We start from the raw sequence: 14,260 nt of genomic DNA, 5'->3' as shown, positions 1-14,260 counted from the left end.
CCGAACCCCGCAACCACCACTCGACACAGCGAAAGAACCCCCATGTGCCAGCATCAACCCCCCTGCCCCACCGCCGAGTCAGCCGCCCGGGAGGCCGCCCGGCTCGTGGCGCACCACCCGGAGCAGGGCTGGAGCCTGCTCTGCAACGGCGTTCTGCTCTTCGAGGACACCGGCGAACTTCTCCCGGACGGACAGATCATCGCCCCACACCGCCCGCTGGCCACCGGCCGGGTGGTGAAGGCCGCCTGAGAAGGCCGCCCGCGAGCCCGCCGCCCGAGCGCCCCCGCTTCCAGGCGGTACGGCCAGGGGCCGGCCCGGAGAGATCTCCGAACCGGCCCCGATGCATGTCCGCGTGCCCGCGTCCACAGGTTCGTACGTTCGTACGCCCGCCCCGCGACCGTCAGTGGTCGTAGGAGTCCAGCGGCGGGCAGGAGCAGACCAGGTTGCGGTCCCCGAACGCACCGTCGATCCGGCGCACCGGCGGCCAGTACTTGTCGGCCGCCGAGACACCCGCCGGGAAGACCGCGACCTCACGGCTGTAGGAGTGGTTCCACTCCCCGCCGAGCGCGTTCGCGGTGTGCGGGGCGTTGGCGAGCGGGTTGTCGTCCGCGCTCCACTCCCCCGAAGCCACCTTCTCGATCTCGCCGCGGATGGCGATCATCGCGTCGCAGAACCGGTCGATCTCGGCAAGATCCTCGCTCTCGGTCGGCTCGATCATCAGGGTGCCGGCGACCGGGAACGACATGGTCGGCGAGTGGAAGCCGTAGTCGATCAGCCGCTTGGCGACGTCGTCGATGCTGACGCCCGTCTCCTTCGAGATCGCTCGCAGGTCCACGATGCACTCGTGCGCGACCAGGCCGGCCGGGCCGGTGTACAGGATCGGGAAGTGCGGCTCCAGCCGCTTCGCGATGTAGTTCGCCGCGAGCACGGCCACCTGCGTGGCACGCTTCAGACCCTCGCCGCCCATCAGCCGGACGTACGCCCAGGAGATCGGCAGGATGCCGGCCGAACCCCAGGGAGCGGCCGAGATCGGTCCCACGCCCGTCTCGGGACCCGCGGAGGGCTGGAGCGGGTGGTTGGGCAGGTACGGCGCGAGGTGCGCGCGCACGCCCACCGGGCCGACGCCGGGACCGCCGCCGCCGTGCGGGATGCAGAAGGTCTTGTGCAGGTTGAGGTGCGAGACGTCGCCGCCGAACTTGCCGGGCCGTGCGAGGCCGACCAGCGCGTTGAGGTTCGCGCCGTCGACGTAGACCTGGCCTCCGGCGTCGTGCACCTCGCCGCAGATGGCGGCGACGTGCTCCTCGAAGACACCGTGCGTGGACGGGTAGGTGATCATCAGGACGGCGAGCTCGTCGCGGTGCTTCTCGATCTTGGCGCGCAGGTCGTCCATGTCCACCTCGCCGTCGTCGGCGGTCTTCACCACGACGACCTTCATCCCGGCCATCACGGCGCTCGCCGCGTTGGTGCCGTGCGCGGAGGAGGGGATGAGGCAGACGGTGCGCCGGTCGTCGCCGTTGGCGCGGTGGTAGGCACGGACGGCCAGCAGACCGGCGAACTCGCCCTGCGACCCGGCGTTGGGCTGGATCGACACCGCGTCGTACCCGGTGACCTCGGCGAGGCGCTCTTCCAGCTCACGGATGAGGGTGAGGTAGCCCTCCGCCTGCTCGGCGGGGGCGAAGGGGTGGAGCGCGCCGAACTCGGGCCAGGTGATCGGTTCCATCTCGGTCGTCGCGTTCAGCTTCATGGTGCAGGAACCGAGCGGGATCATGCCGCGGTCGAGCGCGTAGTCGCGGTCGGCGAGCCGCCGCAGGTAGCGCAGCATCGCCGTCTCCGAGCGGTGCTGGTGGAAGACCGGGTGCGTCAGGTAGTCGTCGGTGCGCAGTGCCTGCTCGGGGAGCGCGTCGGCGGCCGTACCGTCAAGCGCCTCGACGTCGCCCCGCGCGCCGAAGGCGGCCCAGACGGACTCGAGGTGCGCACGGGTGGTCGTCTCGTCGCAGGCGACCGAGACCAGGTCGGCGTCGACCAGCCACAGGTTGACCCCGCGCTCGCGGGCGTCGGCGACGATCCCGGCGGCCTTGCCCGGCACACGCACGGTCAGCGTGTCGAAGAACGAGTCGTGCACGACCTCGGCACCGGCGGCCCGCAGCCCCTCGGCGAGGATCGCCGCGTAGCGGTGGGTGCGCCGGGCGATGGTCCGCAGGCCGTCGGGACCGTGGTAGACGGCGTACATGCCGGCCATCACGGCGAGCAGCACCTGCGCGGTGCAGATGTTGCTGGTGGCCTTCTCGCGGCGGATGTGCTGCTCGCGGGTCTGGAGGGCCAGGCGGTAGGCCTTGTCGCCGTCCGCGTCCACCGAGACGCCGACCAGGCGCCCGGGGAGCGAGCGGGCGAACTTCTCGCGTACGGCCATGAAGCCGGCGTGCGGGCCGCCGAAGCCCATCGGCACGCCGAAGCGCTGGGTGGTGCCGACCGCGATGTCGGCGCCCAGGTCACCGGGTGAGGTCAGCAGGGTGAGGGCCAGCAGGTCGGCGGCGACGGTGACGATCGCGCCGAGTTCGTGGGCGTGCTCGATCACGGGGCCGATGTTCCGCACGGCCCCGGAGGCGCCCGGGTACTGGAGCAGCACACCGAAGACACCGCGCTCGGCGATCTCGGCCGGGATGCCACCGGTGAGGTCGGCGACGACGACCTCGACCCCGGTCGGCGCGGCGCGGGTCTCGATGACCGCGATCGTCTGCGGGAGGGTGTCGGCGTCGACGAGGAAGACACCGTTCTTGACCTTGCCGACGCGCCGGGCCAGCGCCATGGCCTCGGCCGCGGCGGTGCCCTCGTCGAGCAGTGAGGCGCCGGAGGTGGGCAGACCGGTGAGGTCGGCGACCATCGTCTGGAAGTTGAGGAGGGCCTCCAGCCGGCCCTGCGAGATCTCCGGCTGGTAGGGCGTGTACGCCGTGTACCAGGCCGGGTTCTCCAGCACGTTGCGCAGGATGACCGGAGGCGTGAAGGTGCCGTAGTAGCCGAGCCCGATCATCGGGGCGACCACCTGGTTGCGGTCGGCGAGCGTACGCAGCTCCGCCAGGACCTCGGCCTCGGTGCGCGCCGCCGGGAGGTTCAGCGCCTCGGCGCTCTTGATCACGTCGGGCACCGCCGCGGCGGTGAGCTCGTCGAGCGAGCCGTAACCGACCTGCGCGAGCATCTTCGCCCGGGCCTCGCCGTCCGGACCGATGTGGCGCTGCTCGAAGGGGATGCCCTGCTCCAGCTGGGAGAGCGGCGTGCGGCGGGGGGTCATGATGGAGGCCTCCTGGTCTGACACGACCTGCGAGGGGCACCGCGGCGCGGCTGCCCGTACGGCCTCCCCCTCTGTCATCTCGACCTGAGAGCTTCACCGGCGCGCACGGGGCGTACCGGCTTTCACCGTCGGTGAGGGTGGACCGCACCGGACATGTGCCGGGTGGGACCGCCCTGCTTTCCAGAGTGACCTCGTCCATGCGGTACGGGGGCCTGAGAGATTCCGGGGAGGATTTGCTCCTTCGGCGCCTCCGGATTCAGCACCGGAGGCTCTCCCGCACGGGGTCAGCAGCCATGTGCCAGCCTACCAGCGGGGGTATTCGCCGTTTCTTCGAGTGGCCGATATCCGGAATCTGCACTTCTGTAGGGGCTGTGGAGTAGAGGCGAGCCCCAGTCGTCGTGACCAGCGGGAGGCACCGTGCAGACCGACATCGATCCGCGCGCCCTGATCGGCCGCAAGGCATTCGACCGCGCGGGCGTCAAGATCGGCACGGTGGACGAGGTCTACCTCGACGACGCCACCGGCGTCCCGGAATGGGCCGCCGTCCGCACCGGCCTCTTCAGCAGGGACGCCTTCGTCCCGCTGGAACCGAGCGAGTTCGTCGAGGACACCCTGCGGGTTCCCTTCGACCGCACGCTGATCCGGGACGCGCCCGACTTCGGCGTCGGGCGGCACCTCTCGCCCGAACAGGAACTGCAGCTGTACCGGCATTACGGACTCGACTCCTCCTCGGTGACCGATCCGGGCCCCGACAAGGACTTCGGCAGGCTGGCCGGCCAGGAGGAGTAGTCCACCGGGTCCGCCACCAGCGGCAGCGGGTCGGCCGGGTGCAGTTCCGGGTCGTCCACCCGGAACGTGCGCACCCGGCCGGGTGGGTCGCCCGGCCGCTCGAACCGCACGGTGACCCGCCCGACTCCGCTGCCCTGCACCCAGCCGTGCCCGTACGCCCCGTGCCGCACGTCGAGGCCCGGGTACCAGCGCCGCGCGGCGCGCTCGGCGGCCTCGTCCCCGGACGGGTGGGCCGTGTCCGCTCCCGCTCCCGCGACCGCGGGCCCGGGCGACGCGTCGGCGGTACCGTGCTGCCCCTCCGCCCCCGTGGGCGACCCGGAGGCCGGTCCTTCTGGTCCCGCCGACTGCGCCTCGCGCTCGGCATGGGCCTCCCGCTCTGCCTGCGCCGCCTGCGCGAAGAGGTCCTCCTGCGTGTAGTCCGCCAGGCCCGTGACTCCCACTCCCAGCAGCCGGACGCCCCCGGTGGTGTCCACCCCCTCCAGAAGCCGGGCGGCGGCCTCACGCACCACGCCGGGGTCGTCGGTGGGGCCGCGGAGCGTCTCGGAGCGGGTGAGGGTGGAGAAGTCGTAGCGACGCACCTTCAGCACGACGGTGCGTCCGGAGCGTCCGGCGTTCCTCAGCCGCTCGACACACCGGCCGGCCAGCCGCTCGACTTCCGTCCGGACCCGCGTCCGGTCGTGGAGGTCCACCTCGAAGGTGTCCTCGACCGAGACGGACTTGGCGTCGCGCTCGGCGACCACGGGCCGGTCGTCGAGGCCGAGCGCCATCCGGTACAGCGAGACGCCGTGGGCCCTGCCCACCAGCCGTACGAGTTCGGCCTCGCCCGCCTCTGCCAGGTCGTGGACCGTGGTCATGCCGGCCCGGCGCAGATGGTCCCCGGTGGCCGGGCCGACCCCGGGCAGGGTGCGTACGGGCATGGGTGCCAGCAGGTCCCGTTCGGTGCCCGGCTCGATGAGCATCAGCCCGTCGGGCTTGGCTTCCTCGGAGGCGATCTTCGCCAGCATCTTGGACCCCGCGAGCCCCACGGACCCGCTGAGTCCGGTGACCGCCAGGATGGCCTCCCGCAGCCGCTCGCCGACGGCACGGGCCGACGCGGAGTCGTCGGCCGTCCCGCCGGCCTCGAGGTCCACGAATGCCTCGTCCAGGCTGAGTGGCTCCACCAGCGGGGAGAGGCGCCCCAGCAGCTCCATCACCTGCTCGCTCACGGCGCGGTACAGGGAGAAACGCGGCACCAGGTAGGCGGCGTTCGGCGCGAGCCGGCGCGCCTGGGCCGTCGGCATCGCCGAGTGCACACCGAAGCGCCGGGCCTCGTACGAGGCGGTGGCGACGACCCCGCGCGGGCCCACCCCGCCCACCACGACCGGCTTGCCGCGCAGACTGGGCTTGGCGGCCTGCTCGGCGGAGGCGTAGAACGCATCCATGTCGAGGTGGAGGATGGTGGGCGCGGATCTCACACCGCCGATGGTGCCCTACGCCACTGACAACGACACCGCCCGGCACCCGTTCGGAAGGGCGGTGTCCGGCGGTACGGCCACCGGGGTTCAGACGGCGCGGTTGCGGCGCCGGGCCAGTTCGTCCGTGGGGTTGTGCCCGATCAGGGTCTCCCCCGTGTCCACACGCTCCCCGTGCAGCTGCGACAGCGCCGCGTCCACGTCCCGCCACACCACACCGACGGCGATACCGAAGACGCCCTGGCCGCCCTGGAGCAGGTTCACGACCTCGTCCGGCGACGAGCACTCGTAGACGGTGGCTCCGTCGCTCATCAGCGTCATGCGCTCGAGGTCCTGGAATCCGCGGGCCCTCAGATGCTGCACCGTGGTGCGGATGTTCTGCAGAGCCACACCCGTGTCCAGGAACCGCTTCACGATCTTGAGAAGCACCACGTCCCGGAAACTGTAGAGACGCTGGGTCCCCGAGCCGTACGCCGGCCGGACGCTCGGTTCGACCAGTCCCGTGCGCGCCCAGTAGTCGAGCTGCCGGTAGGTGATCCCGGCCGCCGCGCAGGCCGTCGGCCCGCGGTAGCCGATGTCGTTAGCCCCCGCGACGCCGTCCGACACCGGGACCACCGGGTGCACCGGTTGCCTGATGGTGTGGTCGGCCCCACTGCCGTGCTGCGGATACGGTCCGCCCGCCGCCGCACCGTCGCCGCTGCTTCTCACGCCGACCTCCGTCCTTGACCTGCCCCCTCGAAGGTAGGCAGTCACCGGGGGTGCGTCAACGATCGCCACACTCGGCACGCCGAGTGATAATCACCCTGAGGGTGGTTTCCCGTGACGTCGGACCGGGAAAGGCTTCTCGAATGCGCGCCCGCCACCCGGTTCGCGGGGTCACTGGCTGTTGGTGCCGAAGTCCTCGGGCGAGATCTGGTCGAGGAACTCACGGAACTTCTCGACCTCGTCCTCCTGCTCGTCCGGGATCGCGATTCCCGCGTCGTCGAGCACCCCGTCACTGCCGTAGATCGGCGTGCCGGTGCGCAGCGCCAGCGCTATGGCGTCGGACGGTCGCGCGCTCACCTCCACGCCACTGGCGAAGACGAGCTCCGCGTAGAAGATCCCGTCCCGGATGTCCGTGATCCTGACCTCGGTGAGCTCTTGGCCCACCGCGTCCAGGACATCCTTGAAAAGATCATGGGTCAGCGGCCTGGCAGGGGCCATCCCCTGCTGGGCGAAGGCGATGGCCGTGGCCTCGCCGGGACCGATCCAGATGGGGAGGTACCGGTCGCCTCCCACTTCACGCAGGAGAACGATCGGTTGATTGGAGGGCATTTCCACCCGGACACCGACAACGTCGAGCTCGTTCACACAGCAACCCTAGGACGTGCTCGCCATGTTTGGGTAGTCGGGCTCCGCCGAGGTCAGTGGGAACGAATGCGCAGGGCGGTCTGCACGAGTGCCGCGTGCAGCCGTACGGACAGCTCGGCGATCTCCTGCGCGGTGGCCTCGGCACGTGCTCTGGTCTGCGGATTCCTGTGTCGGCGCAGGGGCGCCACCACCTGCTCGACGAGCCCGGCCTCCCGCTCGGCCGCGGCACGCACGGCGCGCAGGTGGCGCGGTTCCAGCCCGAATCGGCCCAGATCGGAGACGAGTTTGGCGACATTCACCGCTTCGGCGTCGTACCCGCCCTCGGGCTCGGGCACGATGAGGCCGTAGGACTCCCACTCGGCGAGCTGTTCCTCGTCCGCGCCGGTGACGGCGAGGAGCTCCGCACGGCCGATGCGGGCCGCGGTCGGCGCTCCGGCCGTCGTGTCCCAGCAGCCGTCCGCGAGGTCCTTCTGGCCCCCCGGGGAGGGCAGGGCTGCCTGCTCCCCCCGGGCCAGTGCGTCCAGATACTCCCGGATGACCTTCAGGGGGAGGTAGTGGTCCCGCTGCATGCGCAGCACCTGCGCGAGCTTCTCCACGTCTCCGGAACTGAACTTCCGGTATCCGGAAGGCGTCCGCTCCGGCTCGACGAGTCCCTCCGCCTCCAGGAAGCGGATCTTGGAGATCGTGACCTCCGGAAACTCCTCGCGGAGCTGGGCGAGCACCGCGCCGATGCTCATCGCACGCCGGTCCGCGGCGGCGGTGCCGTTTCCGGCACCGCCCTGGGATGTTCGCAGCATGGGCCTTCCCGGGGTTCCCCCGGACGTGGTGGTCCGGGGCAGGGTCACACGCTCCGCTGGCTCGCGTAGAAGACCAGCCGGTACTTGCCGATCTGGACTTCGTCACCATTGGTCAGCGCGACGGAATCGATGCGCTCACGGTTGACGTAGGTGCCGTTCAGGCTGCCGACGTCTCCCACGGTGAAGCTACCGTCCGCGCCCCTGCGGAACTCCACATGACGCCGCGACACGGTCACGTCGTCCAGGAAGATGTCACTCTGCGGGTGACGGCCGGCCGTCGTCAGGTCGCTGTCCAGCAGGAAGCGGCTGCCCGAGTTGGGGCCGCGGCGGACCACCAGCAGGGCGCTCCCTCCGGGCAGAGCGTCCACGGCCGCCTGCGCCTCCGGGGAGAGCGACGGCAGCATGGTCTGGCCGGTGACCTCGGCGTCGTACGCCTCCAGTCCGGAGATGGAGATCGTCGACGTGGTCTCGGAGGCGCGCTCGGGGATTCCGCCCTTCAGCGGCGCGCCGCAGTTGGAGCAGAACCGGCTCGTCGCGGGATTCCGGTGACCGCACCTCGCACAGAGGGCGACACCCGGCCCCACCGGGGCGGGGTGGAATCCGGTGCTCGGCCCGGAGTCAGAAAAACCTATGCCGGAGGCACCCGCCTGCGCCCCGGAGCCGTCGCCCGAGGCGGACAACTCGTCGCGGAAGAGGGGACGCTCGACGCCCTGCTCCTCGTCCTGGCCGTGCCGCGGCGCGCGATGGCGGGCAGCACTGTTGCTGTCCTCGCGTGCGCTCTTTCCGAACAACTTCGCAAAAAACTTCACGGGCGATTCCCCTTGACCGACATAGACCCGCCCGTGGGGCAGGACGAACCCTGACTGAACACACCTGCCGACCCGGACATCCTCACAACGTCCGTATCCACCCGACAGTTTCCACCACGCACCGTGGATACGGTGCGGCGACCCCCCGTAACCCCGCACACCTGCTTGGAGTTGCGAAGAGTCTGGCCCCGCCGCTGGACCACTACGACGACGACCGAGCGTAGTCAGGCTGCTTCGCAGGTCGCAAGGCATCCACCACAATGTCGTCGGCCCGTTCCACCAGCGCCGTCGCCTGCTCCTTCTCCAGGGTCTGGACCACCCCGCCCGGGATGTTGAGGGCGGGCTCCAGATCCTGGGGCCTGCCGATCACCTCGAAGGCATAGGGCGCCGTGACCGCGTGACCGTCGACCTTCACGGCTCCGGCGTCCCCGGAGAAGTACGTACTGGCGACCACCCGCACGCCGTTGACCTCGATGGCCTCGGCTCCGGCCGCGCGGAGCTCCTGGATGGCGTCCAGCAGCATGTCCGGGGCGACCGATTTCGTCGGGTCGTCGATGGTGAGAGTGATTCCCGGCCCGTGGGCCGCGACGGTACCCGCGAGGATACCCAGTTGCCGCTCCTTCTCCAGCGTCTGCTTGCGCGCCTCCTCGGCCTGGTCGGAACTGTTCTCCAGTTCCGTCCGCTGGGCGTCGAGGCGCTGCTTCTCGTCCTCCAGCCGCTGGGTCCGGTCGTCGACCTCGTCGAGGATGCGGACCAGGTCCTCCTGGCGCGCGCCGCGCAGGGCGCTGTCGTCGTTGTTGGACCGCACCTGGATCGCAAGACCCAGCCCGAGGCCGAACAGGAGCAGCGCCACCACCAGTTGGGCCCGGGTCACGCGGGGCGGCCAGAGCCCGGCGAGCAACCGCTGACGTCCGCTCAGCCCGTTCTTCTCCGAGGCGTGTGCGGCACGCGTCTCCCGGGCCGGGTCGCCGGCTCCGTCACGGGGCATCTCTTCGTCGCTCATCGGCGTCAGGCCCGGAAGACGTGCCGGCGGATGGCGGCGGCGTTGGAGAAGATGCGGATGCCCAGAACGACGACCACACCCGTCGACAACTGCGCGCCCACGCCGAGCTTGTCGCCGAGGAACACGATGAGCGCGGCCACCACGACGTTGGACAGGAACGACACGACGAAGACCTTGTCGACGAAGATCCCGTCGAGCATCGCGCGCAGTCCGCCGAAGACCGCGTCGAGCGCGGCCACCACGGCGATCGGGAGGTAGGGCTCGACCACCGCCGGTACCTCGGGCCGGACGAACAGTCCGACCACGACTCCCACGACCAGGCCCAGTACGGCGATCACGATGTGCCCTTCCCTGTGTCGGCCGCACCACTGCCGGTGGCTGCGGCCTTCGGTTCTGCTGTGCGTACGATCAGACTCGGCGCGGCAGGGAGCCGTACCTTCGCCTGGTCGGTCAGGCTGGTCCGGATGTCGAAGCCGTCGTGCAGGGCCTGGAGGTACAGGCCGTCCGCGCTCGACCGGAACGCCGAGGCCAGCTTCTTGCTCTCCCCCACCGCGAGCACCGTGTAGGGCGGTACGAGCGGCCTGTTGTCGACAAGTATGGCGTCCCCCGCGGCACGGATCGCCGAAAGTGCCGTCAACCGCTGCCCGTTGATGGCGACGGCTTCCGCTCCGGACTCCCAGAGGCCATTGACGACCCGCTGCATGTCCCGGTCCCGGACCCGACTGGTGTCGGCGAAGCCGCTGGTGCCGCGCGGCCCGTCGTCGCCCTGGTCGGTCTCGTCGGCGTCGTCCACGACGAGTTTCACCCCGGGGCCCTCGACGGGGGTGGCCCCGGAGAGCAGGGCGACCAGCTCGCCCTGGTCCCCTCCGTGCTGGAGGAGGGCCGCGCGCTGCCGCGCCCCGACGTCCTTGCGGAGCTTCTCCACCTCTGATTCGAGGGAGTCGGCCGCGTGGGTCTCGCCGTCGATGCGGTCGATGAGCTCCTGGCGTTCCTTGGCCACGACCGGCGCGGACACCCTCGCCTGGGCGGCCCCGAGGGTGACGACGAGAGCGATGAGGACGAGTCCGGCGGCGAGACCGAGCTTGGCCCGCGCCTGGCGGGGAAGCCCCGCCGTCCCGTCGCCCTCACGGCGCGCAGCGGCCTCGGCGTAGCCCTCGTCCAGGCTGTGGTCCATCACATGGGTCAGCAGCGACATGGAGGCGTCGGGGCGAGGGGGCGGAGCGGACGTACTCCGTTCGGGGGGCGGCTGCGGCATGCCGCACATCGTCGCACGTCACCCCGGCTACCGCCGAATGGGCCTGCCCACACGGCTCCGGGGAGCCGCCGGTGTACGGCAGGCTCCCCGGAGACGGGTGGGGTGCGGGAATCAGTCCCCGGCGCTGTCGACGACCGCGGCCCACTCGTCCAGGAGCAGTTGGGCGGAGGCGTCGTCGGGGCCCTCGGCCCACAGGTGGGTGACCGCCTCGGCCGGGTCCGGCAGAACCATGATCCATCGGCCGTCCGCCTCGACGACGCGGACGCCGTCGGTGGTGTCCACATCCCTGTCGCCGGCGGCTTCGACCACCCGGCGCATCACGAGACCCTTGACCGCCCAGGGCGTGGCCAGGTCACGGCGGAGCACGTGGGCGCGCGGAATGCGGTCGTCGATCTGGCTCAGGGTGAGCTGGGTGCGGGCGATCAGCCCGATGAGCCGGACGAAGGCGGCCGATCCGTCGAAGACGCTGCTGAACTCGGGGACGATGAATCCCCCGCGCCCGTCGCCTCCGAAGATCGTGTTCTCCTCGCGGCCGACCCGGGTCAGGTCGTCCGGCGAGGTCGTCGTCCACTCCACCTGGGTGCCGTGGTACGCGGCCACCTGTTCGGCGACCCTCGTGGTCGTCACCGGCAGCGCCACCCGCCCGCTCCGGCGCTCGGCGGCCACCATGTCGAGCATGACCAGCAGCGCACGGTCGTCCTCGATGATCCGGCCGCGTTCGTCGACGAGCGAGAGCCGCTCGCCGACCGGGTCGAAGCGCACGCCGAACGCGGCGCGCGCCGAGGAGACGATCTCGCCGAGCCGGACAAGCCCGGCACGGCGGGTCTCGGCGGACTCGGTGGGCCGGGACTCGTCGAGTCCTGGGTTGATGGTCAGCGAGTCCACGCCGAGCCGCCCGAGCAGGCTGGGCAGGACGAGTCCCGCACTGCCGTTCGAGGCGTCGACCACGACCTTCAGACCCGCCTCGGCGATCCCGGAGGTGTCGACGTTGCGGAGCAGGGAGCCCGTGTACGAGTCGAAGACGCTCGACGGGAAGTGCAGGTCCCCGATCTCACCGGGGAAGGCCCTGCGGTACTCCTGGCGGGCGTAGACCCTGTCCAGCTTCCGCTGCTGGGCCTGCGAGAGGTCGGCGCCCCGCTCGTCGAAGAACATGATGTCGACCGAGTCGGGGACACCGGGGGACGTCCTGATCATGATGCCGCCGGCACTTCCGCGGGCCGTCTGCTGACGGGCCACCGGCAACGGCACGTTCTCCAGATCGCGTACGTCGATCGCGCTGGCCTGGAGGGCGGAGATGACCGCGCGCTTCAGCGCTCGGGCACCTCGCGAGTGGTCTCGCGCGGTCGTGACGGTCGACCCCTTCTTCAGGGTCGTGGCGTAGGCGCCGGCGAGACGGACCGCGAGTTCCGGGGTGATCTCGACGTTCAGGATTCCGGAGACGCCGCGGGCTCCGAAGAGGTGCGCCTGTCCGCGCGACTCCCAGATCACCGAGGTGTTGACGAAAGCGCCCGCCTCGATGGTCTTGAAGGGGTAGACCCGCACGTTCCCCTGGATGATCGACTCTTCTCCGACGAGGCACTCGTCGCCGATCACGGCGCCGTCCTCGATGCGGGCGGCCCGCATGACATCGGTGTTCTTACCGATCACGCAGCCCCGCAGATTGCTGTGGGAGCCGATGAACACGTTGTCGTGGACCACTGCTCTGTGCAGGAAGGCACCGGACTTGACCACGACGTTCGACCCGACGACGGTGTGCTCCCGGATTTCGACGTCCGCCTCGATCTTGGCGTAGTCACCGATGTAGAGCGGGCCGCGGAGGACGGCGTCCGGATGGACCTCGGCGCCTTCCGCCACCCACACGCCGGGAGCGATCTCGAATCCGTCGAGCTCGACGTCGACCTTGCGCTCCAGCACGTCGGCCTGGGCCTTCACATAGCTTTCGTGCGTGCCCACGTCCTCCCAGTAGCCCTCGGCGACATAGCCGTAGATCGGCTTGCCCTCCTTCATGAGCTGCGGGAAGACGTCGCCGGACCAGTCCACGGAGGTGTCGGCCTGGACGTAGTCGAAGACCTCGGGCTCCATGACGTAGATGCCCGTGTTGACGGTGTCCGAGAACACCTGCCCCCAGGTGGGCTTCTCCAGGAACCGCTCGACCTGGCCCTCCTCGTCGACGATCGTGATCCCGAATTCCAGCGGATTGGGGACACGGGTCAGGCAGACGGTGACGAGTCCGCCCTTCGCTTTGTGGAAGGCGATGAGATCGGTGAGGTCGAAGTCGGTCAGCGCGTCGCCGGAAATGACGAGGAAGGTGTCGTCCTTCAGCGCTTCCTCGGCGTTTTTCACGCTTCCCGCGGTGCCGAGCGGCTTCTCCTCATTGGCGTAGGTGAGCTCCATCCCGAGCTCTTCCCCGTCCCCGAAGTAGTTCTTGACGAGGGAGGCCAAGAACTGGACGGTCACCACGGTCTCGTTGAGCCCGTGCCGCTTCAGCAGTCGGAGCACATGCTCCATGATCGGCCGGTTGGCCACGGGAAGAAGTGGCTTGGGCATGCTCGAGGTCATCGGGCGAAGGCGTGTGCCCTCGCCGCCAGCCATCACGACGGCCTTCATGTCGGAAACGTCCTCCTAGAGACGACGGTAAAGCCGACTTCGCCCGTCGGGCGGCATCGCGAGGCATCTGCCGCGGTCCGGCCACACTGCACGGCACCGCTTCAACGAACTCAATCGGCTGTTGCGTCCGCCTTCACCAGCCGGCGGACTTGAACCACGTACAGGAGTCCTGCCCACCAATACAGAGTTGTACCCCACCCGGCGAACGCCCATCCGAAAACTGTGGCCAACGTTTCAAGCCAACCACTTCCGTCGCTGAGCAGCAACAAGGGGAAGGCGTACATCAGGTTGAAGGTTGCAGCTTTCCCGAGGAAGTTCACCTGGGGTGGCGGATAACCGTGCCGGCGGAGGATGCCGACCATGACCAGGAGCATCAACTCCCGGGCCACGAGCGCTGCCGTGAGCCAGAGCGGCAGGATCTCGCGCCAGGTGAGCCCGACGAGAGTGGAAAGGATATAGAGCCGGTCCGCAGCCGGGTCCAGGAGCCGACCGAGGTTGCTGATCTGATTCCACCGGCGGGCGAGCTTGCCGTCGAGGTAGTCGCTGATACCGCTCAGCGCGAGCACCAGAAACGCCCAGCCGTCGCTCTGGGGGCCGCCGAACACCGGGCGAAGGATCAGCCACAGGAAAAGCGGTACCCCGACAAGGCGAGCCATGCTGAGGATGTTGGGGATGGTGAGGACCCGGTCCGTCTGAACCCGAGTCTCCTGGACCTCCACCCGGGGGCCTCCTGTGTGAAGAAATGTGCCAATGATGCCCCCTGACCCTACCGTCAGCGACCGCGCCCAGATGCATCAGGGGTCGGGCAGCCACCCGTGAACGCAGAAAACCCCCGTGCCCAAAGGCACGGGGGTCTCCCGGAAAAATTGTTCGGCGGCGTCCTACTCTCCCACAGGGTCCCCCCTGCAGTACC

Annotated in this window: 13 protein-coding genes and 1 riboswitch; of the genes, 2 read left to right on the top strand and 11 right to left on the bottom strand. The window is 70.0% G+C overall.

From position 1 onward, the window contains the following. Nucleotides 1-42 precede the first annotated feature (42 nt). Complete coding sequence (locus ACFYPN_RS15390) at nt 43-249, top strand: DUF5999 family protein (protein WP_266702118.1); 207 nt, start codon at nt 43-45, stop codon at nt 247-249. Nucleotides 250-400: 151 nt separating this feature from the next. Here the strand turns inward: ACFYPN_RS15390 and gcvP are convergent, their stop codons facing one another. Then, nucleotides 401-3,286 (bottom strand): aminomethyl-transferring glycine dehydrogenase, encoded by a 2,886-nt coding sequence (gene gcvP, locus ACFYPN_RS15385; protein WP_389298522.1) that lies wholly within the window; start codon nt 3,284-3,286, stop codon nt 401-403. 190 nt (nt 3,287-3,476) lie between these two features. Continuing rightward, a riboswitch (glycine riboswitch) is annotated at nt 3,477-3,573 on the bottom strand. Nucleotides 3,574-3,703: 130 nt separating this feature from the next. Here gcvP and ACFYPN_RS15380 point away from each other — a divergent pair. Beyond that, nucleotides 3,704-4,075: a PRC-barrel domain-containing protein gene (locus ACFYPN_RS15380; RefSeq protein WP_389298520.1), complete on the top strand. Its 372-nt coding sequence runs from the start codon at nt 3,704-3,706 to the stop codon at nt 4,073-4,075. Here the strand turns inward: ACFYPN_RS15380 and ACFYPN_RS15375 are convergent. From ACFYPN_RS15375 to ACFYPN_RS15330, 10 genes are all read right to left on the bottom strand, one after another. Beyond that, nucleotides 3,997-5,529 carry a DNA polymerase IV gene (locus ACFYPN_RS15375; RefSeq protein WP_358760004.1) on the bottom strand — a complete coding sequence of 511 codons (1,533 nt, stop codon included), beginning with the start codon at nt 5,527-5,529 and terminating at the stop codon, nt 3,997-3,999. The genes ACFYPN_RS15380 and ACFYPN_RS15375 overlap by 79 nt on opposite strands. An 87-nt stretch (nt 5,530-5,616) precedes the next feature. Next, a complete protein-coding gene (locus ACFYPN_RS15370) occupies nt 5,617-6,234 on the bottom strand; it encodes a MerR family transcriptional regulator (protein WP_358760002.1) in 618 nt (205 codons plus the stop codon). Between the two features lie 168 nt (nt 6,235-6,402). After that, nucleotides 6,403-6,876, bottom strand: a complete 474-nt coding sequence (locus ACFYPN_RS15365; RefSeq protein ID WP_266702124.1) for a bifunctional nuclease family protein — start codon at nt 6,874-6,876, stop codon at nt 6,403-6,405. A 53-nt stretch (nt 6,877-6,929) separates the two neighbouring features. Beyond that, on the bottom strand, nt 6,930-7,673 hold the full coding sequence (locus ACFYPN_RS15360; RefSeq protein ID WP_358760000.1) for a MerR family transcriptional regulator: 744 nt from the start codon (nt 7,671-7,673) through the stop codon (nt 6,930-6,932). Nucleotides 7,674-7,717: 44 nt separating this feature from the next. After that, the gene (locus ACFYPN_RS15355) at nt 7,718-8,482 is read right to left on the bottom strand and encodes an FHA domain-containing protein (protein ID WP_358759998.1); all 765 of its coding nucleotides are present in this window, start codon (nt 8,480-8,482) and stop codon (nt 7,718-7,720) included. Nucleotides 8,483-8,684: 202 nt separating this feature from the next. Further along, complete coding sequence (locus tag ACFYPN_RS15350) at nt 8,685-9,485, bottom strand: DUF881 domain-containing protein (RefSeq protein ID WP_389298517.1); 801 nt, start codon at nt 9,483-9,485, stop codon at nt 8,685-8,687. Nucleotides 9,486-9,490: 5 nt separating this feature from the next. Next, nucleotides 9,491-9,823 (bottom strand): small basic family protein, encoded by a 333-nt coding sequence (locus ACFYPN_RS15345; protein ID WP_031069011.1) that lies wholly within the window; start codon nt 9,821-9,823, stop codon nt 9,491-9,493. Next, nucleotides 9,820-10,740, bottom strand: coding sequence for a DUF881 domain-containing protein (locus ACFYPN_RS15340; RefSeq protein WP_358759994.1), 921 nt, complete (start codon nt 10,738-10,740; stop codon nt 9,820-9,822). The genes ACFYPN_RS15345 and ACFYPN_RS15340 overlap by 4 nt, the downstream gene beginning before the upstream one ends. Before the next feature lie 111 nt (nt 10,741-10,851). After that, nucleotides 10,852-13,347 (bottom strand): mannose-1-phosphate guanyltransferase, encoded by a 2,496-nt coding sequence (locus ACFYPN_RS15335; protein WP_358759992.1) that lies wholly within the window; start codon nt 13,345-13,347, stop codon nt 10,852-10,854. A 110-nt stretch (nt 13,348-13,457) separates the two neighbouring features. Further along, nucleotides 13,458-14,066 carry a CDP-alcohol phosphatidyltransferase family protein gene (locus tag ACFYPN_RS15330; protein WP_358759990.1) on the bottom strand — a complete coding sequence of 203 codons (609 nt, stop codon included), beginning with the start codon at nt 14,064-14,066 and terminating at the stop codon, nt 13,458-13,460. Nucleotides 14,067-14,260: the final 194 nt, after the last annotated feature.

The organism is Streptomyces sp. NPDC005576 (genome assembly GCF_042871745.1).
Classification (GTDB): Bacteria; Actinomycetota; Actinomycetes; order Streptomycetales; family Streptomycetaceae; genus Streptomyces.
Note: the sequence above shows the minus strand (reverse complement) of the source record. Positions and strands in the feature narration are given on the sequence as shown.